This is a genomic window from Nitrosopumilus sp. b1 (assembly GCF_014078545.1).
Taxonomy (GTDB): Archaea; Thermoproteota; Nitrososphaeria; order Nitrososphaerales; family Nitrosopumilaceae; genus PXYB01.
The window spans coordinates 1-26,117 of record NZ_MU078729.1; the positions used below are offsets into that span (position 1 = coordinate 1).

The 26,117-nt window shown below is 36.7% G+C and carries 33 protein-coding genes and 1 tRNA gene; 18 read left to right on the plus strand and 16 right to left on the minus strand.

The annotated features are described in order from the left end of the window. On the minus strand, positions 1–996 hold a 996-nt coding region (locus C6988_RS08595), incomplete at its 3' end, for a copper-binding protein (RefSeq protein ID WP_182134673.1). A 261-nt stretch (positions 997–1,257) separates the two neighbouring features. On the opposite strand from C6988_RS08595, the gene C6988_RS08600 reads away from it, so the two are divergent. Both C6988_RS08600 and C6988_RS08605 read left to right on the plus strand, forming a co-directional pair. Further along, positions 1,258–2,115, plus strand: a complete 858-nt coding sequence (locus C6988_RS08600; protein WP_182134674.1) for a hypothetical protein — start codon at positions 1,258–1,260, stop codon at positions 2,113–2,115. A gap of 113 nt (positions 2,116–2,228) precedes the next feature. Next, the gene (locus C6988_RS08605; RefSeq protein WP_182134675.1) at positions 2,229–2,474 is read left to right on the plus strand and encodes an Lrp/AsnC ligand binding domain-containing protein; all 246 of its coding nucleotides are present in this window, start codon (positions 2,229–2,231) and stop codon (positions 2,472–2,474) included. A 237-nt stretch (positions 2,475–2,711) separates the two neighbouring features. On the opposite strand, the gene C6988_RS08610 is transcribed toward C6988_RS08605, so the two are convergent. From C6988_RS08610 to C6988_RS08620, 3 genes are all read right to left on the minus strand, one after another. Continuing rightward, the gene (locus C6988_RS08610; RefSeq protein WP_182134676.1) at positions 2,712–3,104 is read right to left on the minus strand and encodes a hypothetical protein; all 393 of its coding nucleotides are present in this window, start codon (positions 3,102–3,104) and stop codon (positions 2,712–2,714) included. Positions 3,105–3,147: 43 nt separating this feature from the next. Further along, positions 3,148–4,110, minus strand: a complete 963-nt coding sequence (locus C6988_RS08615) for an MBL fold metallo-hydrolase (protein WP_182134702.1) — start codon at positions 4,108–4,110, stop codon at positions 3,148–3,150. A gap of 94 nt (positions 4,111–4,204) precedes the next feature. Next, entirely contained in the window at positions 4,205–4,693 is a 489-nt protein-coding gene (locus C6988_RS08620) for a universal stress protein (RefSeq protein ID WP_182134677.1), read from the minus strand. A 138-nt stretch (positions 4,694–4,831) separates the two neighbouring features. Here C6988_RS08620 and purN point away from each other — a divergent pair, with 138 nt between their 5' ends. Then, the gene (gene purN / locus C6988_RS08625) at positions 4,832–5,449 is read left to right on the plus strand and encodes a phosphoribosylglycinamide formyltransferase (RefSeq protein WP_182134678.1); all 618 of its coding nucleotides are present in this window, start codon (positions 4,832–4,834) and stop codon (positions 5,447–5,449) included. On the opposite strand, the gene C6988_RS08630 is transcribed toward purN, so the two are convergent. Continuing rightward, the gene (locus tag C6988_RS08630; RefSeq protein WP_182134679.1) at positions 5,446–5,766 is read right to left on the minus strand and encodes a cupin domain-containing protein; all 321 of its coding nucleotides are present in this window, start codon (positions 5,764–5,766) and stop codon (positions 5,446–5,448) included. The two genes, purN and C6988_RS08630, sit on opposite strands and share 4 nt — an antisense overlap. Positions 5,767–5,854: 88 nt before the next feature. Here C6988_RS08630 and C6988_RS08635 point away from each other — a divergent pair, with 88 nt between their 5' ends. Together C6988_RS08635 and C6988_RS08640 are read left to right on the plus strand one after the other, a co-directional pair. Then, positions 5,855–6,718 carry a bifunctional 5,10-methylenetetrahydrofolate dehydrogenase/5,10-methenyltetrahydrofolate cyclohydrolase gene (locus tag C6988_RS08635; RefSeq protein WP_182134680.1) on the plus strand — a complete coding sequence of 288 codons (864 nt, stop codon included), beginning with the start codon at positions 5,855–5,857 and terminating at the stop codon, positions 6,716–6,718. After that, positions 6,708–7,277, plus strand: a complete 570-nt coding sequence (locus tag C6988_RS08640) for a 5-formyltetrahydrofolate cyclo-ligase (protein ID WP_182134681.1) — start codon at positions 6,708–6,710, stop codon at positions 7,275–7,277. Before C6988_RS08635 ends, C6988_RS08640 begins: the two co-directional genes overlap by 11 nt. On the opposite strand, the gene purD is transcribed toward C6988_RS08640, so the two are convergent. Further along, on the minus strand, positions 7,263–8,525 hold the full coding sequence (gene purD, locus C6988_RS08645) for a phosphoribosylamine--glycine ligase (protein ID WP_182134682.1): 1,263 nt from the start codon (positions 8,523–8,525) through the stop codon (positions 7,263–7,265). The genes C6988_RS08640 and purD overlap by 15 nt on opposite strands. A 97-nt stretch (positions 8,526–8,622) precedes the next feature. Between purD and ileS the strand changes: the two genes are divergently transcribed. From ileS to C6988_RS08675, 6 genes are all read left to right on the plus strand, one after another. Further along, the gene (gene ileS / locus C6988_RS08650; protein ID WP_182134683.1) at positions 8,623–11,823 is read left to right on the plus strand and encodes an isoleucine--tRNA ligase; all 3,201 of its coding nucleotides are present in this window, start codon (positions 8,623–8,625) and stop codon (positions 11,821–11,823) included. 185 nt (positions 11,824–12,008) lie between these two features. Continuing rightward, complete coding sequence (locus tag C6988_RS08655) at positions 12,009–12,338, plus strand: hypothetical protein (protein ID WP_182134684.1); 330 nt, start codon at positions 12,009–12,011, stop codon at positions 12,336–12,338. Between the two features lie 40 nt (positions 12,339–12,378). Then, the gene (locus C6988_RS08660) at positions 12,379–13,485 is read left to right on the plus strand and encodes a succinate--CoA ligase subunit beta (RefSeq protein WP_182134685.1); all 1,107 of its coding nucleotides are present in this window, start codon (positions 12,379–12,381) and stop codon (positions 13,483–13,485) included. After that, complete coding sequence (sucD, locus tag C6988_RS08665) at positions 13,482–14,399, plus strand: succinate--CoA ligase subunit alpha (protein ID WP_182134686.1); 918 nt, start codon at positions 13,482–13,484, stop codon at positions 14,397–14,399. The genes C6988_RS08660 and sucD overlap by 4 nt, the downstream gene beginning before the upstream one ends. 32 nt (positions 14,400–14,431) lie before the next feature. Continuing rightward, complete coding sequence (locus C6988_RS08670; protein ID WP_182134687.1) at positions 14,432–14,599, plus strand: 50S ribosomal protein L40e; 168 nt, start codon at positions 14,432–14,434, stop codon at positions 14,597–14,599. A gap of 54 nt (positions 14,600–14,653) precedes the next feature. Then, positions 14,654–14,748: transfer RNA gene (locus tag C6988_RS08675), tRNA-Val, on the plus strand. A 504-nt stretch (positions 14,749–15,252) separates the two neighbouring features. Here the strand turns inward: C6988_RS08675 and C6988_RS08680 are convergent. Genes C6988_RS08680 through C6988_RS08690 form a run of 3 tightly spaced genes read right to left on the minus strand, consistent with a single transcriptional unit; the run spans position 15,253 to position 18,171 of the window. Next, the gene (locus tag C6988_RS08680; RefSeq protein ID WP_255464455.1) at positions 15,253–16,107 is read right to left on the minus strand and encodes a metal ABC transporter permease; all 855 of its coding nucleotides are present in this window, start codon (positions 16,105–16,107) and stop codon (positions 15,253–15,255) included. A 10-nt stretch (positions 16,108–16,117) separates the two neighbouring features. Then, positions 16,118–16,918, minus strand: a complete 801-nt coding sequence (locus C6988_RS08685; protein WP_182134688.1) for a metal ABC transporter ATP-binding protein — start codon at positions 16,916–16,918, stop codon at positions 16,118–16,120. Beyond that, positions 16,915–18,171 (minus strand): metal ABC transporter solute-binding protein, Zn/Mn family, encoded by a 1,257-nt coding sequence (locus tag C6988_RS08690; RefSeq protein WP_182134689.1) that lies wholly within the window; start codon positions 18,169–18,171, stop codon positions 16,915–16,917. The genes C6988_RS08685 and C6988_RS08690 overlap by 4 nt, the downstream gene beginning before the upstream one ends. A 129-nt stretch (positions 18,172–18,300) precedes the next feature. Between C6988_RS08690 and C6988_RS08695 the strand changes: the two genes are divergently transcribed. Beyond that, the gene (locus tag C6988_RS08695; protein WP_182134690.1) at positions 18,301–18,705 is read left to right on the plus strand and encodes a CopG family ribbon-helix-helix protein; all 405 of its coding nucleotides are present in this window, start codon (positions 18,301–18,303) and stop codon (positions 18,703–18,705) included. Between the two features lie 27 nt (positions 18,706–18,732). Here the strand turns inward: C6988_RS08695 and C6988_RS08700 are convergent, their stop codons facing one another. Next, a complete protein-coding gene (locus C6988_RS08700) occupies positions 18,733–19,155 on the minus strand; it encodes a hypothetical protein (RefSeq protein ID WP_182134691.1) in 423 nt (140 codons plus the stop codon). A 194-nt stretch (positions 19,156–19,349) separates the two neighbouring features. Here C6988_RS08700 and C6988_RS08705 point away from each other — a divergent pair, with 194 nt between their 5' ends. Genes C6988_RS08705 through C6988_RS08715 form a run of 3 tightly spaced genes read left to right on the plus strand, consistent with a single transcriptional unit; the run spans position 19,350 to position 20,261 of the window. Then, entirely contained in the window at positions 19,350–19,523 is a 174-nt protein-coding gene (locus C6988_RS08705; RefSeq protein ID WP_182134692.1) for a DUF5679 domain-containing protein, read from the plus strand. Positions 19,524–19,563: 40 nt separating this feature from the next. Beyond that, entirely contained in the window at positions 19,564–19,842 is a 279-nt protein-coding gene (locus C6988_RS08710) for an Lrp/AsnC ligand binding domain-containing protein (protein WP_255464456.1), read from the plus strand. Then, positions 19,842–20,261, plus strand: a complete 420-nt coding sequence (locus C6988_RS08715; protein ID WP_182134693.1) for a metal-dependent transcriptional regulator — start codon at positions 19,842–19,844, stop codon at positions 20,259–20,261. Before C6988_RS08710 ends, C6988_RS08715 begins: the two co-directional genes overlap by 1 nt. On the opposite strand, the gene C6988_RS08720 is transcribed toward C6988_RS08715, so the two are convergent. Next, positions 20,258–21,325, minus strand: coding sequence for a tetratricopeptide repeat protein (locus C6988_RS08720; protein ID WP_182134694.1), 1,068 nt, complete (start codon positions 21,323–21,325; stop codon positions 20,258–20,260). The genes C6988_RS08715 and C6988_RS08720 overlap by 4 nt on opposite strands. Before the next feature lie 27 nt (positions 21,326–21,352). After that, a complete protein-coding gene (locus C6988_RS08725) occupies positions 21,353–21,640 on the minus strand; it encodes a hypothetical protein (RefSeq protein WP_182134695.1) in 288 nt (95 codons plus the stop codon). 141 nt (positions 21,641–21,781) lie between these two features. Between C6988_RS08725 and C6988_RS08730 the strand changes: the two genes are divergently transcribed. Both C6988_RS08730 and C6988_RS08735 read left to right on the plus strand, forming a co-directional pair. After that, the gene (locus C6988_RS08730; protein WP_182134696.1) at positions 21,782–21,961 is read left to right on the plus strand and encodes a hypothetical protein; all 180 of its coding nucleotides are present in this window, start codon (positions 21,782–21,784) and stop codon (positions 21,959–21,961) included. A gap of 19 nt (positions 21,962–21,980) precedes the next feature. After that, positions 21,981–22,511: a deoxycytidylate deaminase gene (locus C6988_RS08735; protein WP_255464457.1), complete on the plus strand. Its 531-nt coding sequence runs from the start codon at positions 21,981–21,983 to the stop codon at positions 22,509–22,511. A 554-nt stretch (positions 22,512–23,065) separates the two neighbouring features. Here C6988_RS08735 and C6988_RS08740 read toward each other — a convergent pair. The 4 genes from C6988_RS08740 to C6988_RS08755 all read right to left on the minus strand — a co-directional run bounded on the left by C6988_RS08740 (position 23,066) and on the right by C6988_RS08755 (position 24,903). After that, the gene (locus C6988_RS08740; protein WP_182134697.1) at positions 23,066–23,947 is read right to left on the minus strand and encodes a hypothetical protein; all 882 of its coding nucleotides are present in this window, start codon (positions 23,945–23,947) and stop codon (positions 23,066–23,068) included. Positions 23,948–24,014: 67 nt separating this feature from the next. Then, positions 24,015–24,152, minus strand: coding sequence for a hypothetical protein (locus tag C6988_RS08745; RefSeq protein ID WP_182134698.1), 138 nt, complete (start codon positions 24,150–24,152; stop codon positions 24,015–24,017). Between the two features lie 65 nt (positions 24,153–24,217). Beyond that, positions 24,218–24,550, minus strand: coding sequence for a YnfA family protein (locus tag C6988_RS08750; RefSeq protein WP_182134699.1), 333 nt, complete (start codon positions 24,548–24,550; stop codon positions 24,218–24,220). Next, complete coding sequence (locus C6988_RS08755) at positions 24,538–24,903, minus strand: YnfA family protein (protein ID WP_182134700.1); 366 nt, start codon at positions 24,901–24,903, stop codon at positions 24,538–24,540. Before C6988_RS08755 ends, C6988_RS08750 begins: the two co-directional genes overlap by 13 nt. A gap of 345 nt (positions 24,904–25,248) precedes the next feature. On the opposite strand from C6988_RS08755, the gene C6988_RS08760 reads away from it, so the two are divergent. Further along, positions 25,249–26,117: cache domain-containing protein (locus C6988_RS08760; RefSeq protein ID WP_182134701.1), on the plus strand; the 869-nt coding region annotated here is incomplete at its 3' end.

Sequence of the window (26,117 nt, forward strand, 5' to 3'; positions counted from 1 at the left end):
AGAGCCTTGGGGCATTGAAACATTGACTGTTTTTGGTCCCATTGCTTTTGGTTCTTCTTCCATCATTTTCTCAGAATCATGCATGTCATGATCATCTCCCATTGCATGCTTCTCAGGTGGTGTTGCTGTTGCGCTAACAGAGTAGCTTACAGTAAATTCTTTGGTGTTCATTGTGTGAACAGCTAGTGCATTTCCTGAAAATTCCCATGAGCCCATGGCATTTTTAGGATCTACAAGTGTCAATTCAAAGATTGTCTCGCCATCAGGAGTCCATGTCTTTTCTGCAGTCATTCCTTCAGCAAGTGGTCCTTTTAGTGAAACTAATTGGATTGGCTCAGATGCTGAGTAAGAGAGAATACCAGAATAGGTATTTTCACTGGGTGCAAGAATTATTGCAAGTTGGTGGGATTCATGTCCAAGACCAGGATCTTGCATTGAACCCATGGTTCCTGTCTTTACAGATTCACTCATTGTTTTTTCTGTAGTGTCAAGTTTGTAGTCAATGATGAATGGCGTCTCGTTAAAGGTGTGTGCTGCTAGAGCATTACCAGAGAACTTCCATTCGCCTTTGGCTTTCTTTGTATCGACAAGTGTTAATGCAAATTTGGTTTCACCGTCTGGCGTCCAAATTGCTTGTCCTTTATCTTCACCAGGACCTAATGGTCCGTGTAAGGTAACAAGTTGTATTGGTTCTGATGCATCAAATTTGATTGTACCAGAATACACTTTGTCACTTGGTGCCAAGAGAATTGCTAGTTGATGAGTTTCATGTCCAAGACCAGGATCTTGATCAGATGTTGCTCGTTCATAACCTGCCATCATGGCTTTGGTTGGCTCATCATTCATCTCGGCTTTAGGTGGAGTAACAGTTGGCACGGTTGGTGCTATTGCTGCAGGGGTAGAGCTTTGAAGATCATCGCCCACTACTGCTAATCCAGCACCAAATGCAACTATTGCTATAGTCCAAGCTATTGCGGCTTTGTCAATTGTTGCCATTTGGGCTGTTTAATTTACTTAATGAATATTAATGATCTGAATTTTGCGGGTATCGGCAAATTTTAGGCAAATTTTAGCCTGTGAAAGTATCTCCTCACTTCGGAGATAAACCACTTTTCAAAAGGGGTTAATTCAAAGATTCCAGGCTCATTTTCACTCATGATTTCACCTAAAATCGCTCATAATTGATAAGGAATACTATTTGAAAAATAGTAGAAAAGCTGCGTAACCGCTTATTATCAAAATTACAAATCAGACATAATGAAATCAATAATGAATGCAAAACTATTCTCAGCACTAACACTGCTTCTAGTTTTAGCCATAGCACCAATTTCATCATCTGCATTTGCTCAAACAAGTGTGGAAGGCGATGTCGAGGTAAGTACAGGGAACACAGATGTTTCTGTAAGTGCAACGGCCGAAGTTGACGATGAGCAAGACAATACAACTGATGAAACTGATGAAACTGATGAATCAGAAAGAGATGAAAGAAAAGAAGACAGAAAAGAAATCAGAGATGAAAGAAAAGAAGACAGAAAAGAAATCAGAGATGAAAGACGAGATCAAATCAAAGACTTTAGAGAACAAGTTGCAGAAAGATACCAAGAAAGAATTCGTAATTCCGTTGATGCAGACATTAGACCACAAGTAGTTGATCCAAATAGACCAGCAGACCTAACATTTGAAGGAAAGACTTCTGGATACATGCTATTTGGAAACATTGCATGGGGCTCACAAATTCATTTGACTGACGGTGTTGCTCATCACGCATCTGGAGATATGTGGAGAGTCAAGACACATGGAGTCATCTCAATTGATGACAGCAGAACAGCAAAGATAGACATGTCTGGATATGCAAAAGGAAATAGAATTCTTCTCAACGGAAGTGGGGAGCTTGATAATGGTGAAAAAGTACGATTATTCTTGAGAGGACACTTTGCTCCAACCAATGAATATGGAGTCTTTGCACTAGCATTTACTCAAGCAGGAGTCCACAACATAAACACTGGTGAGAAGATCCCATTGATGCACGTAGGAGAAGTCATTGTTACACCAACTACTGACGTTGCTCCTGATGTATTAGGTGATGCCATCCCAGTACCAACAGATTTGGGTTAATCCCATTTCATTTTTTCTTTTGATAAAAGATTGTACAGTTTTTTTTATAAAACTAAATAAACGCAAAGTCAAAAGCTAATGAATTTCATATACGATGAAGAGTAAGTTTCATTATGGAAACAGTATATGTGTTAATTCAGTGTGACTTGGGTTCAGAAGTCGAGATTATCCAAAGTCTGATGAAGTTTTCCGAGGTAAAAGAGGTTCGGGGAACCTACGGAATTTATGATATTTTTTGCAAGATAGAGGCAGATTCAAAGGATTCCCTAGACGGGGTAATTACTAACAAGGTCAGAAAAATTCCAAAGATTCGCTCTACAATTTCACTACATTGGATTCCAACCCAAGGTGGGAGATAGTGATTCAAAAGCAATTTGACCCAGATTTACTGTACAATAGGATTGTCCACTACTACATTGACAAAAAGGGATTCTCTAAGGAACAGGCCAACTTAATTGCGCAGAGAGTTGTCAAGCGAGAAAAAGAGCGAAGACAATGCAAGAATCAGAATTGCCATCACTCACTTGATGATCACATAAGAAATTCAGACACGTGTTTGAAATTAAATTGTGATTGTGTAAAATTTGTAAATTAGTTTATCCGCCAGACATATCCATGGATTCAGATAAAGAGATCTTCTTCTCTACTTTTTCTTCGGACTCATCGGCTTGCCCTTCATCTTCTAGCTGCATCTGTTCTTCCAAGTCTTTTACTGCATCATCATTAGTATCAACATCCATTGTTACTCCACCTTCAATGATTTCACCCCAACCTGCAGAAAACAATCGCTCGGCAGTATCTGGTAACACACATGCAGCAGAGCCATCATTTTTTACCATAAGCTGATAACCCGTCATACAAATTACCTCTTCAGCTGGTACACCGGCATCCATTTGTTGTCTTGGAGGTTTGAATGCGTCAGCTGAAACTCCGGCTAGTGAAATAGTTCCGGCAAGAATAATTGCTAGTAAAAGAATTGTCTTTTGCAATCAGTTAACGGACTAATCTTTTTTATTTAACCTTTTATCTGAACTAGAAAAAATCATCTAGTGAATCTTCACGTAATGGTTGTGCATCAACACCCAGTTTTCTTAGATGTGCAGCAAATTCCTCAACAAAACCATGAATCGTGTATACTTTTTCAGCTTCAGATCGCAAAACCATGTCAGTTAATTCATTAAAATCACAATGGTCACTTAGTGGAATAGAAAAATCACATTTTCTTCCAAATGGAAATCGCATTGATTTTGCCCATCCAGTAAAGCCAACAGTCATTGCACCATACTTTGATTTCATGTGTTTTACAAATGAGTTTTTTTCAGACATCATTGGGGACACCATAACCCATGGTTTTTTATCAAGTAATCCAAGTTTTTCTGCTTCAGAATGACCCATTGCGTCCTTGAGTCCAACGCCTAATCTCCTATGCAGATCATTCATTGACTTGACAGAGTCATGGTAGTATAGAGGATCCCAATGGCCAAATAACTGAGATATTGTCTGTGCCTTTCCTAGTTGATAACCCATCAGTATCACAGGAGTGCCACGTGAATAGCATTCTGAAATTATCTGGTTAACCTGTTGTTCGATTTCGTGGATTTGTGGAAATGCAAATTCTGATAATCCAAAGGTACATTCTGTGATCAGTGTCTTGCATTTAGGAACAGTTGCGCCTTTTAGAAACCCACGATTACGAGTACAGATATCGCCAGTGTAAAAAACATCATCTGCCAACAGGCCCATAGAACCCAAAATATGGCCGCTATCAACTAATGAAAAATTTTCAAGAGCAGACACATGGTTATGCATCTCAAATCCTCGCAGAGTTGCAATTTGATTTGTTTCGTTTGAAGCAAGTATTGTCCCTCCGTTTTTTGTTGGTAGGTGATCAAAGTGTGCATGTGAGACGAAATTTACACCATCTTGAATTGCTTTTTTTGGATCGAGTGTAACAGTTGTATTATTTATCTGACAGACAATTCCATTTTCTGTCATTCTAATCTTATTCAACAGAGAAACGAGAGTAAAATTCGATATAAACTGAGAGTTTAGTCAACTAGACATTAGGATCAATTGGTTTTTGACAAAGTCACTTTACCAAGACAACAGGACAGTTTGCATTCAATGCAACATCAGTAGATACGCGTCCAAGCATCATCTCTTTTGGCATACCTTTTCCTCTAGTTCCCATTACAGTAAGATCAATCTTGTTTGTGCTGATAAATGAAATTAATGTTTCTGCAATGGAATGAGAACTCAATAGCGCATGATCAAAAGGAATGTTTAGTTTTTTGGCTTGAGTTTGCATCTTTCTAATTTGCTCTTTTAGAATATCCTTACTGCTTTTTGTCATGTTCTTTTCTCTTCCTGGAGTGTCATTTACCCAACTCTTCTCAATGCTATCCTGAATAATTGAAACCACAACAAGTGATGCCTTTCGTTTTTGAGCCATATCGAGGGCAAATCCAAATGCCCGTACGGCATGCTTTGAATTATCAAAAGGAACTAGAATCTTTTTGATAAGTGAGCCCTGAACAGTAGAGCAACTATCAAGGTCAGTACATAGTATCTGACTCACACCAGTTGAATCCACATATGTAATTTGATTTTGGATGTTAAATTCAGATGTTTGTTCAATTATGATAAATCTATCATAAATGCTACTGTATAATCAAAATCAACAGAATTTTATTCCCATCTAATGATAGTAAAATAATTGCTTAATCTTGGGATACTGATATCTGGTCGTGGCAGTAACATGGAAGCCATTTTAAAAGCTATCAAAAGGAAAAAGATTCCAATCAATGTTGCAGTGGTAATTTCAAACAAATCAGATGCAAGGGGTTTAGGGATTGCACAAAAATTTGGAATAAAAACAGAAGTTGTAGAAAGCAAAGGGTTCAAGGGGACAAGATTGGATTATGATAAAATGTTAATTTCAGTTTTAGAAAAATACAAAGTAACACCAAAGAATGGACTGGTTTGTTTAGCAGGTTTTATGAGAATTATCAGTCCAGAGTTTGTTAGAAAGTACAAGCATAGAATTTTGAATATGCATCCTGCACTATTGCCATCTTTTCCAGGACTTGATGCACAAAAACAAGCAGTTGAATATGGTGCAAAATATTCTGGATGCACTGTACACTTTGTAGATGAGGGAGTAGACACAGGTCCAGTAATTATTCAATCAGTTGTTAAAGTAAAAGATGATGACACATCAGAGACATTAGCAAAAAGAATTCTTGTGCAAGAACATAAAATCTATCCAGAAGCAGTTAGATTAATTGCAGAAGGCAGAGTAAAGATTGTTGGAAGAAGGACAAAGATAAATTAAGAATCTGGTCCGCCAAAAAAATACACAACAACTAGTTCTTTTGTGTTTGAATGAAAATAATGCTCAATATCTTTTTGAACAAAAAATGCTTTACCATCAGATATAGAGTAGTCCTTTTTGTTTATTCTAAGACACCCGTCTCCTCGTACTACATAATACACCTCATCAGAATCGTGAGGTGCTTGAGTATCTTCTTCCCCAGGTTGCAGCACAAGAATTCCTGCGGCAATATTTTGATGATTCAGAAATGTGTGAAAATAGTTTGATTGTTTTTTCAAATCAGATACGTATTGCGTAGTATCAAATTCAATTTTCATGAATAATCAGATGAAAATTTACTTTTAAAGTTAGTTCCAAAGGAACAACTCTCCAAGAATTAAATAAGTAATCCATGACGGTACATTATTGACTGGAATAAAAATTGACGGTAAAATCATTGCAGAATCTGTAAAAAACAGAATCAAACTGGCAGTTGATGAGCTAAAAAAACAAGGGGTATCACCGTGCCTTGCTACGGTACTTGTAGGAGACAATCCAGCATCTGCAACTTATGTTAAAAATAAACACAAAGCATGCGAAGAGGTTGGAATTACTACAAAGGATCACAAGTTACCATCTTCAATTACTCAAAATGAGTTAAACGGGGTTATTGATTCACTAAATTCAGATTCTGCAGTACATGGAATTTTGGTACAGTTGCCATTACCAAATCAAATTGATGAATTTCAAACAATAACTAGAATATCACCTATCAAAGATGTAGACGGCTTAACTCCACATAATGCAGGACTTTTGGCAATGAAAAAGGCAGTTCTGGTCGCATGTACTCCATCAGGAGTTATGGAGATGTTTGATTATCACAACATAGACCTTGCTGGAAAAGATGTGGTTTTGATTAATAGGAGCAACCTTGTGGGAAAGCCACTCTACCATTTACTCTTGGAGAAAAATGCCACTGTAATTACCTGCCATTCAAAAACAAAAGATCTGAAAAAGCACTGTCAAAATGCAGACGTAATAATTACAGCAGTTGGTGATAGAACAAAATTTGAGCTAACATCAGATATGATAAAGCAAGGTGCAATAGTAATTGATGTGGCAATTACAAGACACAATGACAAGCTTGCTGGAGATGCAGATTATGATAAAATTATAGAAAAGGCTTCCTTTGCAACACCAGTACCAGGAGGAGTCGGACCCATGACAGTTGCTATGCTTTTAAAAAACACAGTTACTGCAGCATCATTGAGTAAAGGACTTGGAAGCTGATCCTGTAAAAGCATCTCTTAGAAAAACTCTACTTGAAAAAAGAGATGGAATTTCATTTGAGCTGCTAAAAATTTCTAGCAAAAAAATTCACAAGAATCTAAAAAAGATCAAAGAGTTCAAAGATGCGGAAAATATTGCATGCTACTATCCAATTGGAAGTGAAGTTTTCACACAAGATATCATTCAGGAAGCATTAAGCAATAACAAAAACGTCTTTTTGCCAAGAATTGAAGGGAATTCGCTTAGTTTTAGAAAGATTACAGATACAAAAGATCTTCAACATGGAAAATTTGACATACTAGAACCAAAAGAAGACTGTCCTGTTTTTGAGAGTCTTGATGTAGTATTGGTTCCAACTATTGGTGCATCAAAGGATGGGGCCAGATTAGGATACGGTCATGGATATTATGATAGATTTCTATCAAAGGTCAAGACAACATCCATTGCGCTGACGTTTTCAAAGCAGATCATAAAGTCGGTTCCAGCATATGAGCACGATATCAAAGTGAATTGGATTGTTACTGAAGATAAAGTGATCAAAGCATCAAAGATAGGCTAGGCCTTTTTTGCCAATATCTTTTCTACAATATTTGTGAGGCCATGATATTTTTTCTGTAGCAGAATATGCATTGCCAATTGCATTTTTTAGTGAATCGCCTAAAGCAGTAACTCCCAATACTCGACCACCATTTGTTAGAATTTTTCCATTAACAAAATTTGTTCCAGCATGAAACACGTAAGAATTATTGTCATCTGCATCTAATCCTGAAATCTCCTCACCTTTAGGATATGATTCTGGATAACCTTGCGATGCTAAAACAATGCACACTGCACTTTGTTTTTTCCAAGAGGGAGTAGGTAGAGAATTCAAATCCCCAGCTGATGCAGCATGCAGATAATCATACAAATCAAAGTCCATTCGCATTGTAATTGGTTGACATTCAGGATCACCCATTCGCACATTATACTCTAGCACAAATGGCTCCTTGTTTTTTATCATTATTCCAGCATACAAAAATCCTCGAAATATGTTTCCCTCTTTTTTCATTGCATGAATTGTTTTATCTATAATGTCTGTTTGAATTTTTTTAGCCATCGATTCATCAATGATTGGAGTTGGGGAATATGCACCCATGCCACCAGTGTTTGGTCCTTTATCATCATCATAGATTCTTTTATGGTCTTGACTGGATGCCATTGGCACTGCAACGTTTCCATCCGATAGTGCAATGTATGATGCTTCGATGCCATCAATTCTTTCTTCGATTATGATCTTGTTTCCAGCATCACCAAATGTTTTTTTTACAAGAATCGTATCGATTGCAGAAAAGGCCTCGTCTTTACCATTACATACAATCACACCTTTTCCTGCTGCAAGCCCATCAGCTTTTACAACAATAGGATGATCAACAGACTCTACATATGATGATGCCTCTTTTGGGTTATCAAATATTTCAAATTTAGCAGTTGGAATATTGTTTCTTTTCATAAACTGCTTTGCCCAAATTTTACTTGATTCTAATTGTGCTCCATTTTTTGATGGGCCAAATATTCCCAAGTTTTTTGATTCAAAATAATCCACGATACCATTTGCAAGTGGAGCCTCTGGCCCTACCACTGTAAAGCATTGATTTTTTGAAGCAAAATCAGCCAATTCCTTGATGTTCTCAACTGGGATAGGCACATTATTTTTCGTTCCACCGTTTCCGGGGGCAGTAAAGACTTTGTCGACTTTGCTACTTTGTGAGAGCTTCCAAGATAATGCATGCTCACGTCCGCCTGAGCCTACTACAAGGATATTTACCAATAAATGAGATTTTCAACTCTGTAATATTAATCCAAAATTGTTTCATGCTGCAAAACTAATTTAGCTTTATAATGTCATCAGCATTTAGCGTTTTCAGATGGAACTAGCAAAAGAGTTTGATTCAAAAAAAATTGAATCTCAAATGAGAGATATTTCATCTAAAAGTAATTTACATGAATTAATTTTTGATTCAAAAAATAAGGACAAGCAGATCATGTTTATTGAAGGCCCGCCAACAATGAATGGAATTCCACATGCAGGTCATCTTAGAGGAAGAGTGATCAAAGATTTTTGGTACAGATATAACACACTCAAAGGATTCAAGATAATCTTCAATGCAGGATGGGATACACAGGGATTACCTGTAGAGCTTCAAGCACAAAAAGAGCTTGGAGTGACGGGCGGAAAAGCAGAGATAATCAAAACTGTTGGAATTGAAAAACTCGTATCAGAATGTAAAGTACTTGTGAAAAAATATAATGAAAAATGGGTACAAGTAGATAATTTACTTGGCATGTCATTTAATCAAAAAGATGCATACTGGACATACCGAGATGAATTCATTGAAAGAGAATGGCAATTTCTAAAGAAAGCAAACGAAAATAAAATTTTAGAAGAAGATTTCACTGTTATTGCGTATTGTCCCAGTTGTCAGACATCACTAAGTCATGCAGAAGTAAACCAAGGATATGAAGAAGTCAAGGATCCATCACTATACTACAAAGTAAAACTGGTTGATGAAGATGCATTTTTGATTGTCTGGACTACGATGCCCTTTACTCTAGTCACAGATGCAATGGTCGGATTAAATCCAAATGAAGATTACCACTACGTCAAAGTTGGCAATGAAACATGGATTATTGGAAAAACTAGATTAGAAGAATTTCTTTCAGAAGCAAAGATAGAAGAGCACTCCATCACAAAGACTCTCAAGGGTTCAGAATTTGAGGGAAAAAAGTACATCCACCCATTGCTTGATGAAATCCCTGCCTTGGCAGACCTTGCAAAGGAAGAGAACTACCACATAGCAGTTTCAGAAGAATTCGTTGATGCAAGCACAGGAAGCGGTTTGGTGCACTTGTCGCCTGCAAACGGTGAGGAGGATATCGCCATTGCAAACAGACGCAAAGTCAAAATCTTCAATCCAATAGATGATGAGGTCAAATTCACCAAATTAGCTGGAAAGTATGAAGGCCTATTTGTCAGAGACACAGATGAGAAAATTGTAACTGATGTCAAAGAAAAAAATTCACTTGTAAAAATTGGAAAGATAAAACACAAGTATCCACTCTGTTGGCGTTCACACCACCCAATAGTGTGGCTTGCAAGAAAAGGATGGTTTTACAAGCTAGACAGGCTTGGAGACAAGGCCATTGATGCAGCTGAAAAAGTAGAGTACTTTTTTGACCAACCAAAAAACAGATTCCTAGGAATCATAAAAGAGAGACATCCTTGGTGCATTTCTCGTGAAAGATTCTGGGGATGTCCATTGCCTGTTTGGAGCTGCAAAGATTGTGGAAACAAAGATTGGTTTTATTCTAGAAAGGAGATAATTGCATCAGCTGATAAACTTCCAGACGGTGAAGATTTTGAATTACACAGACCATGGATTGATAATCTAGTTATCAAGTGCTCAAAATGTAACAGCATCAATACCGAGCGAGAACCATATGTTTTAGACACATGGCACAATAGCGGTTCGGCACCGTATTCATCATTAACAGATGAGGGTTATTCAAAATACATACCTGCGCCATTTTTTACAGAAGGAATAGATCAAACAAGAGGGTGGGCCTACACATTACTAATTGAAAATGTCATTTTAAACAATGCTCCGGTTTCCCCATACAATGCATTTTTGTTTCAAGGTCATGTTCTTGATAAAAATGGTAGCAAGATGAGTAAAAGTTTAGGAAATGTTTTGGATGCACAAGAGTTACTTGAAAAATACCCAGTTGACCTAATTAGATTTTATTTCATGTGGAAATCAAGCCCGATAGAGCCTCTTAATTTTAGTACAGATGAATTAATGTCAAGACCATATCAAGTTCTCAGTACCCTGTATCATTTGCATTTGTACTTTAAGCAAAACAGTGAGTTTGATAAATTTGATAAATCAAAAACTGCATCATGGGCAAAACAAAACAATCAGCTACAGTCTCCTGACATTTGGTTATTATCAAAACTTCAAAAATTAATTATAAAAACAAATGAACACAATGACAAATGCAGATTCCATGAGTCGGCAAAAGTCATTGAAGATTTTATCATCAATCTACTTAGTCAGATTTACATTCCAATCACAAGAGGAGAGTTATGGGATGAGGATGATTCAAAGAAAGATAGAAGATTTGCAATTTATGCAGTGCTACAGGAGATTCTCAGGACTTTGGATGTCATATTGCATCCAATTTGCCCATACACTACTGAATATCTCTACCAGAGTGCATTTTCAGAAAAAAACAGTATTCTTCTTGATTCATGGCCGCAAATACAGGAGTCCCTAATTGATGAAAAGATAGAAGAGTCATTTGATTTGATGAAGGATGTAGTATCAGTATCAGCTGCTGCAAGAATGAAAGGAAAGCTCAAAAGAAGATGGCCACTAAATGAGGCAATTATTTGTGTAGAGAAAGGAAACAAATCAAAATTAGAATCATTATCGGAGCTCTTAATTTCACAGTTAAATGTTGAAAAGCATTCCATCATAGAAACGCAAAAAAGTGAAGGCCTCAAACAATTCCTTCAATTACAAAAATTAGGCCTTCCTATCGTACCAAAGATTGAGCTAGAGAGAAAACAAATAGGTCCCAAAGCAAAACAGCACATGGGAAAACTAGTGCAGATGTTCTCTGAGACAAAGCCAGAACAGATCATTTCAGAACTAGACAAAAATGAATCATTTACATTTGATGTGGAAGGAAATAAAATAATTTTAGACAAACAAGACTTTGCAATAGATTTTGATGCACGGGAAGGGTATGCAATGGCAAAGCGGGATGAATTTATTGTGTTTATTTCAACCACAAGAAACAAAGAGATGATGGCAAGAGGATTGGTAAAGGATCTTGCAAGAAGATTACAGACATTAAGAAAAGAAAGAGGATACAATCCAACAGATGTTTTGAGTGTGGCATCAATTTTAGATCTTGATGATGAGCAATCAGAGATGATTAAAGAAAAAGCAAAAGATTTATCATTTTTGGTTAGAGTGGAAAAAATCAACTTTGAAGAATCATGCAAGCAATACAAAGACGATGACCTTGATGGTCAAAAGATTAGAATTTCAGTAGAATAGAATTTAGGGAGGCCTTTTGGAGGCCATAGAAATTCTATTTGATATGGATGGATGTTATTTCTAACAAAATAAGTATAAAAGCGCGGTATTTTTTCAGGCGTGAATTTTATTATACTTTCAGTGAACCAAGTAGTTAGCTTTTTGCTAAACAGGCATAATAAATAGAAAAAATACGTATACAGTATATGGTAAAGCAGATTAGTCTGGATGCATGGCAGATTCAGCATCTTACTGAGCTCTTAAGAAAAGCATCACTTGTTGTTGCAAAGACAAATTCGCCAATAATTCTTTACAGACAAACACTGGAAGAAGAAGGCGATTCGTATGAAGAGATTGTTTGTACTCTTACTCAGGATCATATCATAGAGCAATTGGTTACATCCGGTGGTGTATTACCGCCAACATTTCATGAACAGTTTGTTTTCTCAATAGATGAATATCCAGAAAAACTAATCAGAAAAAGCAGAGATCGGTTCTTGCAAATTGTGTCTCTGCTTGAAAATCAGCTAAAATGATATCATAGATTATAAAGACCGTAATTGACAAAATTCTTGCATGCGGCTATTAGAGTATCAAGCCAAGGAATTATTCAAAGAATATGGAATCAAAGTTCCGCCTAGTAAAGCATCTAAAGATATCGAACAGGGAAGAAAGGATGCCAAAGAATTAGGATATCCATTTGTGATAAAGGCTCAGGTCCCAGTTGGCGGAAGAGGAAAGGCAGGAGGAATTCAAAAATGCAACAGTGATGATGAATTTGAATTAAAGTATCCTCAGGTCCTAGAAATGTCAATTAAAGGAGAAAAGACTAGAGCAATTTTACTTGAAAAGATGGCAGACATCAAAAAAGAATTGTATCTATCATTATTTTTGAATCGAAGCAAAAGGTGTTACACAATTATTGCATCAGCCGAAGGCGGAGTGGAGATTGAATCAGTAAAGAATCAAATCATAAAAGAAGTTGGGCTAGGACACGTTGATGAGGCAACAGCTCGTGAAGTAGCAAAAGAGATGAAACTAGATGAAAAGGCATCAAATGATCTAGTAGACTTTTTGAAAAGATTATCAAAATTAACTATTGAAAAAGAAGCAGAGCTAGCAGAGATTAACCCACTTGCCATTATTGGTGATGGTTCTCTATTAGCATTAGATGGTAAAGTCATGACAGATGATAACTCCAATTTTAGACATGAGGAGTTACAAAAGTATCAGGAAAAATCAGAATTAGAAGAAAAAGCAGAGAAGAGTGGATTTTCTCTCGTAGAGCTTGAAGGAAACATTGCAGTAGTTGGCAATGGTGCAGGACTGGTAATGTCTACACTTGACATGTTATCAGATAATGGAGGAAAACCAGCATGCTTTTTGGATGTTGGAGGTGGTGCAACAACTGAATCAGTCTACGAAGCATTGACATTGATTAGTAAAATGAAACGAGTCAAAGGAATTCTCGTTAATCTTTATGGTGGAATTGTAAAAACATCAGTTGTAGCAGCAGCATTCATCCAAGCATATGAAAATAATCTAATAGATTTACCAGTCTTTGCAAGATTACGAGGGGCAGAATCTGAAAAAGCAAAAGAGATGCTCAAAGATACAAAGACAAAATTATTTGATTCTGTAGAAGATGCAATCAATGCAGCAGTAATGGGGATTAAGAAATGACAAGAGTTTTTGAGTTATTACAGGGAAAACCAAGTGATCCTGACTTTAAGAAAAAGCCAGTAATTGTTCAAGGAATAACTGGGAAATTTGGTTCATTGCATACAAAATTAATGATGGAGTATGGAACAAACATCGCAGCTGGAGTCACTCCTGGAAAGGGAGGAGAGAAATTTGAAGGAGTACCAATTTACAATTCTGTAAAAGAGGCAGTCGATGCTACGGGTGCAAAAATTTCCATAGTTTTTGTTCCAGCAAAGTTCTTTCTAGGTGCTGCAAAGGATGCACTTGAAGCTGGAATCAAATTGCTTGTTGCAATTCCAGAGCATGTTCCAGTAAGGGATACACTAGAAGTTCTTGCATTAGCGCAAAAAAATGATGCAATCGTGATTGGTCCAAACACCCCAGGAATTATGATTCCAGAGGTAATCAAGATAGGAATTATGCCTGCTAGTCCATTTAAGGCAGGAGATGTTGCAGTACTATCAAAAAGCGGTACATTACTTTATGAGATTTCAAACAGCCTGACGCAAGCTGGCTTTGGTCAAAGCATTACTATCGGGATTGGCGGAGACCCAGTAAATGGAACCAGATTAATTGATGCATTTGAGATGGTCAAAGATTTACCTGATCTTAGGGGACTGGTCATCGTAGGCGAAATTGGAGGAGACGCAGAAGAACTGCTTGCAAAGAGAATTATCGATAGTGGATTCAAAAAACCAGTTGTAGCATATATTGCAGGTAGAGCAGCTCCAAAGGAGAAGCGAATGGGCCATGCAGGTGCAATCGTAATGGGGACATATGGTTCTGCAGAATCAAAGGTTTCAATGTTTAACAAGGCAAACATTCCGGTAGCAAAAAGACCAGTAGAAGTGCCTGTTTTACTAGCCAAAAAGATGGATAGTTATTCCGATTAAATTAAAAGAGAGGAAATCAGGGAGAAAATAAGATGCCAATAACAGACCCATTAAAAAAACAGATTGCTCAAAAGGCACGCCTTCACATGAAAGTTTGCTTTAACTGCGGGGCTAGAAACTCAATTGCTGCCACACGATGCAGAAAGTGTCACAACGGCTATCTAAGATTGAAGAACAGAAACCTCGGCATCAAGAAATAGTCTTTTCAAAGAATAACCTAAAGACACAAAAACTTGTTCAAATTTATCACCTATGGACCGGTTGTCTAGTGGCTAGGATGACGCACTCACACTGCGTATGAATTATAAAAATTCCGCAATGGTCATGGGTTCAAATCCCATCCGGTCCATGGTTTTTTATTTAAAGAAAATGGCGGACCGCTTTTAGGCACACAAATTTTGTGTAGATGTTTACAATTCGTTGAAATGATTTTAAATTTTGTAAAATAATTTTGTAAAAATTTCTTTGATGGGTTCAGAACCCTAAAGACCGGTCCGCACCCATGTTTTTACTTGAAGAAAACCGAGTAAAAATCAGTTAAGCAATTCATGAATTAGATACATCATTCGTTTTGTTACAAAAAATGATCCAAAAAATACCAAAGGTAAAACAAAAACTATTGGCATCAGCAAATAAGTGTAAGGCTCATTAATGCATTGAATAATCTTGTTGGACTCGTCTGTTTGACAATTCACAAAATAGTACAGGGGATCAAACAGCCAATGTAATTTTTGATTCAAGTGCGTTCCAATGTGTAAGCTGATACCGTTAAACAATAAAGGCAGTGTTCAGATTACAGTATTAAAAAAACTGTGTGTTTTAAAGAAAGAAACAAAAATTAGATTTTTATGAATCAATAGTTATGAACTATTTTAGATTGTTCCTTAATTGTGACTTTTGATATAAGACCAGCAGACCTACAAGCTAAAGTTCCAAGTAATAATGCAACTGCAATCAAAACAATTGTTCCTGATGGAGCTAAATTAAGATAGTACGAAAGGAAGATGCCGGTAACTACAGATGATACAGACATTAGAATAGAAATCATGACAGTTTTTTTGAATCCTTTTCCAAAAAGCATTGCAGATATATTTGGAATCACTATCAGTGCAGATATCAACAGTATCCCCACCAATCTCATTGACGTCACCACAGTCACAGCTGCCAGAATAACAAAAAGATAATTTAGAAACGTGGTATTTAGTCCTGCAACTTTGGCCTGTTCTTCATTAAACGATAGATGCAAAAATTGTTTTTGAAATACAAGAAGAGTTGCAACTATTCCTGCACTAATCGTAGTGATCATCATCATGTCTTCAAGGCCAATTAAGAGAATACTGCCAAACAAAAAGCTAAACAGATCAACTGAAAAACCTCCTGATGCACTAACAAGTGTCACTCCAACTGCCAACCCAGATACTAAAACTACTGCGACTGCCGCATCACCAGATACTTTTGTACTTGAGCGCAGTTTTTGAAGACCAAGACCGCCGGCTACTGATGCAAGAAAAGCACCCCATAGCGGAACAATGCCTAAGAACAGACCTAATGAAATTCCACCAAAGGCAACATGTGCTATACCATCACCAAAAAGCGAATATCTTCTGAGTACAAGAAATGTTCCCATAAAAGAACAGATTATAGCGACGGCGATTCCTGCAATCAACGCTTTTTGCATAAACCCGTATGACAACACATCAAGAACCATTTCTTAACACCTAGTGATTATGATCATGCATGTGCATCTGCATTGCAGACTCTGTGTAAGTTTTAAGAAGATTTTCATCGGCAAAGAATTTCTCTTTTTCGCCATGAAAGAAGAGTTTACGATTCATGCATGCAACCCTGCTAGCATATTTTTTAATTGCGTCAAGATCATGCGACGACCAGACAACTGTAATTCCATTTTCTTTGTTGAGTTTTTCAATTATCTTGTAGAACTTTGTCTGCGACTCTACATCAACGCTTGTTACCGGTTCATCAAGAATCAAAAGCAAAGGATCCTTTACCAGTGACTTGGCAATGAACACCCGTTGTAATTCCCCCCCAGAGAGCTCACCAATTCTTCTATTTTTGAGATGTTCGAGTCCTACTGTATTGAGGGCTTCCTGTATCTTATCTTCTGTCTTGTCAATCTTTTTGTAAATTCTATTCCAACAGCAACCGCATTGCTGAATCAATTTTGCGCCCTTTACAATTTTTTTATCAGATATGATTCCCATCGAAACTATATCGTAGACTGTTGCAGGAAAGTTGGGCTCAAAGGCAATCTTTTGTGGGACATATCCTACAAGCGGAATCAATGATTTGTATTTGTCAGGCTCAAAGCCAAACAGCCTTATCTTTCCTTTGTAATCTTGCAGGCCAAATATTGCACGAAAAAGCGTGGTCTTTCCTGCGCCATTTGGTCCTACTATTCCAAGCAGCTCTCCTTCTGAGACATCAAAAGTGATATCATCCACTGCAGTATGACCGTCATATCCAATGCTAAGTTTCTCTACCTGTAATACTTTGGTCATTGACATTCCAAGGCCACCTTAAGAACATCTAAGTTTTGCTCCATTTTGTCCAAAAATGTTACTCCTTTAGATATTTCCTGTGGCGTGAGTGCCTCAATTGGACTAAATATCATAACTTGTGCACCGGCCTCATCTGCAATTACTTCTGCCAACCTTGGGTCTACCAACTCTTCTGCAAATATCACTTTGATGTCATTGTCATGTACAAAGTCTACAAATTCTGCAATTTCAGAAGCTGATGCTTCAACATCTGGAGCCACTCCACCTATTGCAAATACAGTTAATCCATATCTTTCACCAAAATAGGTAAATGCATTATGAAATGGAACAAATGTGTCCTTCTTACAATTGGCAATTTCGGATCTTACTTTTGCATCAAATGCATCTAGCTTTGCATTGTATGCTATTGCATTTTGCTCATAATAGTTTGCATTCTCAGGATCAGCTTCAGCTAGTGCGTTCTTTATGTTATTGACCTGGTGTTTTACAAGAATCGGGTCAAGCCAAATGTGTGGATCATGTTCAAAAGAATGATCATGACCATGTTTGTCTTCTTTTTCATGTTCTTCATCATGAATGTCTTCTCCAGAGACCAAATGGTGAATTTCCTCTATCCCATCTGGACCGTTGATATGTCCATCCTCTATGTCGTGTAACAATTTTTCAATCTCTTCAATCACACCGGTACCATGTTCATGTCCATCGCCTTCATGCTCATGCAGTATATCTTCAATGGCTTCAAGAGTTTGGGATTCAGTCATGTGTCCTTCTTCAAATTCTTCGATTACCTCTGCAATCTCTTCTAAGAACTCCTCTGCATGTCCATGCTCTTCATGTTCCTCAGGCTTCAAAAGATTTACACCGTCTGATGCTTTAACAAAAACAACATGACCAAATTCACCAGAGTTTATTATCTTATCAACATACGGCTCCATACCAAGTCCGTTATACACAAATACATCAGCATTTTTCAATGACTGAATTTCGCCAGCTCGAGGCTCCCAATCATGGGCTTCTATTCCAGCAGGAAGATACTGCTTGACATTTGCTTTATCTCCTGCAACATTTTTTGTAAATTCATAGTAGGGATAAAATGATGCATAAACTGTGATTTTATCTTCCTGAATGACATTACCTGTTTGTGAGGTATTTCCCTCAATATCATTTCCTGTGAGACTCATTAGTGAAATAACTGCAATTACAATGGCCGCAACCGTGATGCCTCCAATCGCATAGGAAATATTTTTCTTCATATCTAACATAACATATTATTAACAATTCTATATAAATTAATAATTACTACTTTATTTTTAGTGTTTATTAATAATTAAATGGCCGATTATTACCATAAAGTTATTAAGTTTGCATTCCAATTTTAAATAATGGTTAATAAGCCAAAGGACGTAAGCATCATCTCAATATCTCTGAACAATGACATGATAAAAGAATTAGATAGATTACAAAAAACATTAGGGTTCACAGGGCGTTCTGAGATCGTTAGGGCCGGAATACGCACCTTTGTCCAAGAAGAAAAACAAAAGCAAGACATGAAAGGAATAAAGAATGCAATCCTAATGGTGGTTCATGCAGATGAATTTGATGATCAGGTGGCAGGGATAAAACATGATTATGAGGATCTGATCAAGACTCACCTACACAACAAAATCGACAACAACAGATGTGTTGAATTATTTTTATTAGATGGAGATGCAAAGAAGATAGATGCAGTGACAAAAGGATTCTTGGTAAACAAAAAAATGGATAATGTAAAACTTTTAGTTCTATAGATATGCCAAGATGTGAAGATTTAGAATTTAATGAACCTGTTCTGAAATTATTGACTGGTGAGATTTGTGTAGTCTTTTGTATTCAGATTCCAGTCTTTGAATTTCTTCAATCTCCCTAGAGGAAGTAAACAAAACTCTCAGTACAAAAAGCCAGGTACTTGTGTCTCTCATCTCTCCTTTAAACGCACTCCAACTTCTTGTACCTGGGTCAAATTTTATAATATTACTTTGCTGACGATTAATTTCGTTTTGAAGTTTTTTGCTAGTGACATAGTAAACGTTGATGTCAGTAAGGTTTCCATCAGAGAAATAGTACGTGGAGTAAAAAACATCCGAGTATTCTACCTGGTTAATCACCGTGGTATTTGTTCCGGCATAATTTAGCGCACTGCAAAAAAGATCCTCTTCTCGTTCTAACTTGTGTGAGTGATAGCGTATTTTGTCATCCATACTGTATCATGCCTTAATTGTTAATAATGCCATGCAGAATGACTGCGGCATGTATTTTGAGAAAACATTGCATGGCATTACTGTATACCTATTTGATATTGACTATTTATCTCTTATTAAGAATAATATTATTATTCATAATAGTTAATAATAATTACAATAAATTTAATATAGTTAGGCGTGAAAGAACTAGCATGGAAGAAGAATGGATGGCATATGATGTCAAAGCAAGAAAAAAAGTCAAAATTGAAGACCCAAAGCTCGTTACTCTAAAAAACGGAAGAAAGGCAATCAAAGGTACAAGCCCAGAAACAGGAATAGCATTGTTTAGGATAATAAGTCCAGAACAAGCTAAAAAATTCAAGTAGGCATTCAATTAAAAAATAATTTTTAGGCAATGCAAAAATCTTGAACCAATCAAACAAAAAAAAGATCATTGGAGCGTATGTTTTATTAAATTGCAAAAAAGGAAATGAGAAAAAAATTACAGAGTTACTCAAACAGATCAAAGAAGTAAAAGAAGCACAATGCATTGATGGGCCGTATAATCTCATTATAAAATTAGAGTCAGAATCTAAAGAGAAACTACATAGAGTCATTACATGGAAGATTCGAAAACTGGAAGATGTCAAAGCCACGTTTACTTTAAGATATGATGAAGAGTCAGATGCGTGTGAGGATTTCTAATGGAAAAGATGTATGTAAAGACAGCAGAAGACGAGCATGTAGAAATGTATCTCAAAGCCATGTGCATAATAGAAGAGGAAGGACTACCCCTGAAGGTCAGTGCCATCGCAGAAAAGCTCAACATACGACAACCAAGCGTAATTGAAATGCTAAGAAAATTAAACGAAAAAAAGATCATAACATACAACAAATTTGGAATAGTGATTAACGATATAGGAAGAAGGATAGGACAAAATACAATAAGAAAAAGTCGACTGCTTGAAACTATGATGACAAATATATTAAAAATTGAAATCAATCAAGAAATCGTTTGCGGGATGGAACACCACATGAATGATGAATTTACAGATGCGTTATCCACTCTGTTAGACAACCCAACTAAATCTCCAAGTGGAAAGGACATACCGCCAAAAATTTAGGAATGACGCTTCAAAATCTCCTGAAACTCAGGAGATAAGACCACCTGCTTGAAATCAGGATCTTTGATGATTTTTTGTAGAATGCCCTCATGTTCATGATCCTCATGATGATCATGCAGATTGTGTTTTTGTTCTGCTTTGAGTATTTTCGAAATCAGATTGCATGTATCCTGTAAATCAGCCATTTTTGCAAGACTCTTTGCCTTGTGGTAGAGCGCATTTGTATCTCCCGGTTCAAGGGTTAACGCTTTGTTAAAGCAGGTTATAGCGCTCTGGTATTTTTGCATTAGATGAAATGAATATCCCTTGTTGATTAAAACATCGGTATTTTTCTTGTCATGTTTTAGAACTCTGTTAAAACAACCAAGTGCATGATCAGGCATATCTAGTTGATTACATGTAATGCCCAAACGAAATAATGCATCAAAGTCTTTGGGATCTTGTGTGACTGCCTGTCTGAAACATTCGTAAGCTAATTTGTATTTTTCAATTTCTAAAAGAGAATTACCGAGATTACACAAAGAGCCAACATCATTATTTCTTTTATCCAGGGCCAACTCAAAATATTCTATAGCTCGTCGATGTTGTTTTTGTCCGGCATAGACAATTCCAATATTGTTTAAAATTTCAACATCCTTTGGCGTTATTTGTAAAGCACGATTGTAAGTGGATATTGCATCATCGTGTCTTCCCAATGCAACATAGACATTACCCATATTGCATAAAGCGTTAACATCACAGGGATTTGATTTTATAGCAAGAGCAAATGCTGCAAGTGATTCATCATACTTTTCCATTTCATAAAGTGTGGTGGCCTTGTTGTATAGTACATCATAATCTTGTGCTTTGATTTTTAGTGCCTTGTTGTATAGTCTTAATGACTTTGCATGTTCCCCAATATCTACAAGACAATTAGCCTTGTTTACAATAGCTTCAAAATCATCAGGAATTATTTTTAATATTTTATTTAAGATTTTTAATGCTTTTTTATAATTTTGTTTTTTTATACATTCTAAAACCTTGTCATGATCCAATGCAATTATTTTGTTTGAATTAAGATTCATCGTATGTCATAAAAAAGATAAAAGGATTTAAGAACATGAGATGTTTTTGATTTGAAATGCCTCATTCATTGTAATATACTCATCAATCTTTTGTTGTATATCTTCAGAGGTTGTATCGTCCATTCCAGAAAGACCAGCGCGGAAAGAAATCTTCTTTCCAGATACGTCAACATCAGACACTTCCATATCAGCGTAGACATTTGCAATTTCATGTACCCATTCTTCTGCTTCATGTTTGTCGATACCTTCAGTTTCAAGATTTACTTGAATCATCTTTGTCATGTTGTTAGTACCCAATTTACCATATTTAGACATTATGAACTATATCAAAATATTTCATATTAATTATTAAAAATATAAGATTTATTAATAACATACCAGTACAAATCGTAAGCAACCACATGCTACACGATCTGGCAGACCCTAACCCTGTCAGATTGTGCCATAGGAGACCAGATGAAACAAGAAGAAAATGATACAAACGAAGTGAAAATTGAGATTAATGATTCTAATCCCACACATAACAACAATCACTCTATAACGCTAAGATCAAAAAATACAGACGTCGATAAGCTGCTGCCTATGGCACAGAAATGGCTAGACGATTTCAAACAGAAAAAGTGGCTTGAGAGATAAACTACAGTTTTGTTATAAATTGGAATACGAACATGACGATATTAAACGGCCCAGTTGGGACGAATATTTTATGATTCAGGCAGAAATCATAAAACTTCGTTCCAATTGTATAGTCAACCAGACAGGAGCAGTGATTGTACAAAAGAATCTACAAATAGCAACAGGATACAGCGGAACTCCTCCGGGAATAAAAAATTGTTTTGAAGGAGGTTGTAAAAAGTGCACCAACAAAATAGTGAAAGGAGATGAAAAACATTTGCAACTTGACAGATGTACTTGCACGCATGCAGAAGCTAATGCAATAATACACTGTTCAATGTTGGGAATCAAAACAGGAGATAGCAATACGGTTTTGTATTCAACTTTCAACCCATGTAGGGAATGTATCAAAATGGCAATCACAGTAGGGATAAGAAGATTTGTTTGTTACGATACTTCAAAAATCAATTATGAAATATTAGAACAAACTAGAGTTGAAGTTACCAAATTAGATAAACAAAAAATTCAGTATTGGGTAAAAGAATTAATGAGAGAATATGAAGATAAATAAAAGAGAGAGTATAGTATATTGGCATTGCCCTTGTGGTAAAGAGAACAACACTCATTCTGAGATATGTGTAAAATGCGGGAAAGAACGTCCCATGAATTGCACAATCAAAGAAATTTCTCTATGCTAAATATTTCTAACAAGACATAAAAAATAATGGTAGGAGTTTGAAAAGTACTCCAATAACTTTCTGCCGTCATTTGTGGGAAAGTTGTTTTCTTGACCTTTGCGAACCAAGTAATCCTAGCCACTAGATTTTTTCGGTCCAGTAACTATTGGTTCAAGTTCTAGTTAATTCTCTTGATTCGTTTTGTTTTGACAAATCATCGAAAAGGTATCCGCACCCACTGTGGGTTGTGATACCATCCGGTCCATGGGTCCGCTCCCACTGTGGGTTCAAATCCTACGGGATTCGAGTCCACTGTGGGACTGGACCGTTTTTTGAAAAATAATTTTCTAAAAATTTCTTTGATTGGTTCAGAACCCTAAAGACCGGTCCGCACCCAATAGCGTGAATCCTAATGGATTCGGCAGTATCGGACCGTGGAGGGTTTGAGCTAGTCTCTAACAAAGAACTCGTTTATGACATTAACCTCCATATCCAAAGGCGGAGATAATGCAGTAGGATTGTCTATACTCTCCCATACAAAAATGGTCACCATGTATTTACCGGGTTGTGACGGAGTCCAAGACTGCGATGGACTAAATGATTGTCCGGCAGTTAGGGTTCCTTCAATCCAAGACAATGAGTCTGCTTTTCCTTTTTCGTCCTGTACCATTACAAGGTAGGTAAAGTTCTGCTCTATTGGGTAGTTATTTGCAATGTCAGCAGATATCTTGATTTGCTGATCTACCTGGATGGTGGGATTTTTCATTGTGTTTCCATCTGAATCCGTGGCCCTTAGAAATGAGGCAGGCACTCGTTCCAGTGGTGGCCCTCTTGCGCCTACAATTGCAGTTGCAATTTTTTCAAGATTTTCTGACTGCTTGTAAGGGGCAGGAAGTGTATAATCGATGTATCTTGCAGTTATAGTATCTCCGTCTAGAGTATACAAGATGTTTGGAGCAGATCTTTTGTTATGCAAGACAATTGTTTTTTCAAAAACTCCAGAATTGATTGCAGTTTCGAAAACTTCTAGAACTATTCCTTCTTTATTACTATCTGAATATACATGAACTTTGATCATGTCTTTGCTGATCTTAATCTTGTTCATGTCAGGATCAATTACTTGAATTGTGGCGGTCTTGTTTACAGGATACCCTGCCTGATTCCAGTTGATTTGGCCTACGGTATATTCTGTGCTTGATTGCTCAAAAATTGGTTGTGGGTAAGTGCATGTCTCATATGGATATGCACACTTTGCGTCTGCAAAGTTGTAATTGAGTTGAATGACAGTTGTCAAAAGAAATACTCCAAAAATAGTGACGAGCCTCTTCATGTTTTAACTCTGGAAAACCACTCCAATCTGATAAACTATTCTACCAAATCCTTTACGGTTTGAGAATCTATCTTACATCAAACCATGCATCTGTATTCCATGAATATGGTCCTGCTGAAAAAGTCATTCTCATCTTGCGTTTGCCCTGATCAATTCTGTCATCATCACTGGGATCGTTTTGGTCCCAGTAAAACGTCCTAGCCAAGAGAGTCTTTGAATTTCTTCAATCTCCCTAGAGGAAGTAAACAAAAATGTTCCTATCAAAGAATCTCATCTTGGAAAATAAAACATCACAGCAACACCAACCAAAACAACTATCGAGCCAATTATCTCAAATCTGTCTGGTCTTTTCTTGTCAACCCAGTATCCCCAAATTATTGAGGAAACTACAAAGATTCCACCATAGGTAGCATAGACCTTTCCAAAATCTGCAGGCTGCAAAGTCATTGCAACTCCATAGGAAAACAAAATCAAACCCCCAATCAAACCAAATATTTTTCCTTTATGATCTCGTAACCATTTCCATACAAGATACCCTCCACCAATTTCTAACAAGGCGGCAAAAAAGAACAATCCAAGAGTTGATGTAACTATTTCGACCAAATCTTCTCGCCTTTTCTTGGATAGTAAAAAATTATCAAAACTCCAATTACTGCAATGATTGTCCCAATGATGTCATAGCTGTCAGGTCTTATTCCATCTATCAACCACCCCCAAAAGACAGACATGACGATAAAAATTCCACCATAAGCCGCATAGACTCGATGAAAGTGAGTCTTTTGAAATGTAGGAACTACCCCATACAAGAACAACACAAAACCCCCTAATGCACCCAGTACAAAGCCAAAGTCTTCACGCAACCAAAGCCAAACTAGGTACCCACCGCCAATCTCGCAAAGTCCAGCTAAAAAGAACAATAGTACTGAAGAAAGATAATTTTGTGGTTTTTCATTCACTGTAATACAGAAATGGAATAAAGATTCTATATTATAACTACTTTAGAAAAATAGTCGTGGAGTCAAAGAAGAAGTAGTTTTGTGATTACTGCCCTGAAGACAGATGTTTGTTAGATTGCAAAATGCGTAAACCTAATTTTGGTATTGAGTGCAAGGGTGATAGTCAGTTTTTAATTCTGTTTGGTATCAAAATATCACTATAGTCATCCAATCCTGCAGGATTCAAACTTATCATTAGAATCAGTAAGATGGGTTTTGATTCCTTTACATGTTCCAGATTCCCATGCATTATACACTGGATTGTATACCAAAATGTGTTAATATTAAAAAATACACCACTGAATGATGAAAATTCGTAATAAAATTATGATTGCTTCTTTAACTGTTGCATTTCCAATAATTGGTGTTGGTGGGTATCTCGATTATATTTTGACAGCAGAAAAGCTTGAAGAGGATGTTTTGGAGCAACTGAATTCCATAGCATCAATACAAAAACAGCGTGTTATTGAATCAATTGAAAATAATTTTGATAAACTAAATGGGGTAACTAGTAGAACGCAGCTCAGAGAGAGTTTGGAACAGTTTAATCTAGATCAAAATACTCAAGACAAGTTAAAAATTGAAAAAATTATCCTTGATGCCAAATCATCAATAGACGACATTGAAGAGGTTTTTATTTTAAACAGCAGTGGTGATGTCATATTTTCAACAAGTGCAAAATTTGAAAATAAATCATTTGAAGGAACTGAAATATTTGAGAAGGGATATGCGAAAAACCATCTTTCCCTATCTATAAGTGACGAAACCCCAGTGCTGATGATTTCGGGACCGTTGCTACTAAATGATAAGCATTTGGGAGTTGCAGTGATCAAGACCCCAACACAAACACTTTCAAAAATTACTTCTGATTATACATCTTTAGGGAAATCCGGTGAATCATTTATGGCAAAACGAGACTCAAATGGGGATGCATTGTTCATTACTTCATTAAGGTTTGACGATGATTCGTTCTTAAAGCGAACAATACCAAAAGAAAGAACGGATGTACCAATAACTCAGGCACTATTGAAAAATGAGAGCATCTTCAAAGAAAAGGTAGACTATAGGGGAGTTCCTGTTCTTTCTGCAACAAAATATATCGAGCAAATGGACTGGGGCCTTGCAGTCAAAATAGATCGAAGTGAAGCATTTGCGACATTAGAATATATCGGTAA

What these genes read in the sequence shown, in the direction of transcription:
- C6988_RS08600 (WP_182134674.1), top strand. Translation starts at nt 1,258, where the DNA reads ATGAAATCAATAATGAATGCAAAACTATTCTCAGCACTAACACTGCTT.
- C6988_RS08605 (WP_182134675.1), top strand. Translation starts at nt 2,229, where the DNA reads ATGGAAACAGTATATGTGTTAATTCAGTGTGACTTGGGTTCAGAAGTC.
- C6988_RS08615 (WP_182134702.1), bottom strand. Translation starts at nt 4,110, where the DNA reads ATGACAGAAAATGGAATTGTCTGTCAGATAAATAATACAACTGTTACA.
- C6988_RS08630 (WP_182134679.1), bottom strand. Translation starts at nt 5,766, where the DNA reads ATGAAAATTGAATTTGATACTACGCAATACGTATCTGATTTGAAAAAA.
- ileS (WP_182134683.1), top strand. Translation starts at nt 8,623, where the DNA reads ATGGAACTAGCAAAAGAGTTTGATTCAAAAAAAATTGAATCTCAAATG.
- C6988_RS08655 (WP_182134684.1), top strand. Translation starts at nt 12,009, where the DNA reads ATGGTAAAGCAGATTAGTCTGGATGCATGGCAGATTCAGCATCTTACT.
- C6988_RS08660 (WP_182134685.1), top strand. Translation starts at nt 12,379, where the DNA reads ATGCGGCTATTAGAGTATCAAGCCAAGGAATTATTCAAAGAATATGGA.
- sucD (WP_182134686.1), top strand. Translation starts at nt 13,482, where the DNA reads ATGACAAGAGTTTTTGAGTTATTACAGGGAAAACCAAGTGATCCTGAC.
- C6988_RS08670 (WP_182134687.1), top strand. Translation starts at nt 14,432, where the DNA reads ATGCCAATAACAGACCCATTAAAAAAACAGATTGCTCAAAAGGCACGC.
- C6988_RS08680 (WP_255464455.1), bottom strand. Translation starts at nt 16,107, where the DNA reads ATGGTTCTTGATGTGTTGTCATACGGGTTTATGCAAAAAGCGTTGATT.
- C6988_RS08685 (WP_182134688.1), bottom strand. Translation starts at nt 16,918, where the DNA reads ATGACCAAAGTATTACAGGTAGAGAAACTTAGCATTGGATATGACGGT.
- C6988_RS08690 (WP_182134689.1), bottom strand. Translation starts at nt 18,171, where the DNA reads ATGAAGAAAAATATTTCCTATGCGATTGGAGGCATCACGGTTGCGGCC.
- C6988_RS08695 (WP_182134690.1), top strand. Translation starts at nt 18,301, where the DNA reads ATGGTTAATAAGCCAAAGGACGTAAGCATCATCTCAATATCTCTGAAC.
- C6988_RS08700 (WP_182134691.1), bottom strand. Translation starts at nt 19,155, where the DNA reads ATGGATGACAAAATACGCTATCACTCACACAAGTTAGAACGAGAAGAG.
- C6988_RS08705 (WP_182134692.1), top strand. Translation starts at nt 19,350, where the DNA reads ATGGAAGAAGAATGGATGGCATATGATGTCAAAGCAAGAAAAAAAGTC.
- C6988_RS08715 (WP_182134693.1), top strand. Translation starts at nt 19,842, where the DNA reads ATGGAAAAGATGTATGTAAAGACAGCAGAAGACGAGCATGTAGAAATG.
- C6988_RS08720 (WP_182134694.1), bottom strand. Translation starts at nt 21,325, where the DNA reads ATGAATCTTAATTCAAACAAAATAATTGCATTGGATCATGACAAGGTT.
- C6988_RS08725 (WP_182134695.1), bottom strand. Translation starts at nt 21,640, where the DNA reads ATGTCTAAATATGGTAAATTGGGTACTAACAACATGACAAAGATGATT.
- C6988_RS08730 (WP_182134696.1), top strand. Translation starts at nt 21,782, where the DNA reads ATGAAACAAGAAGAAAATGATACAAACGAAGTGAAAATTGAGATTAAT.
- C6988_RS08740 (WP_182134697.1), bottom strand. Translation starts at nt 23,947, where the DNA reads ATGAAGAGGCTCGTCACTATTTTTGGAGTATTTCTTTTGACAACTGTC.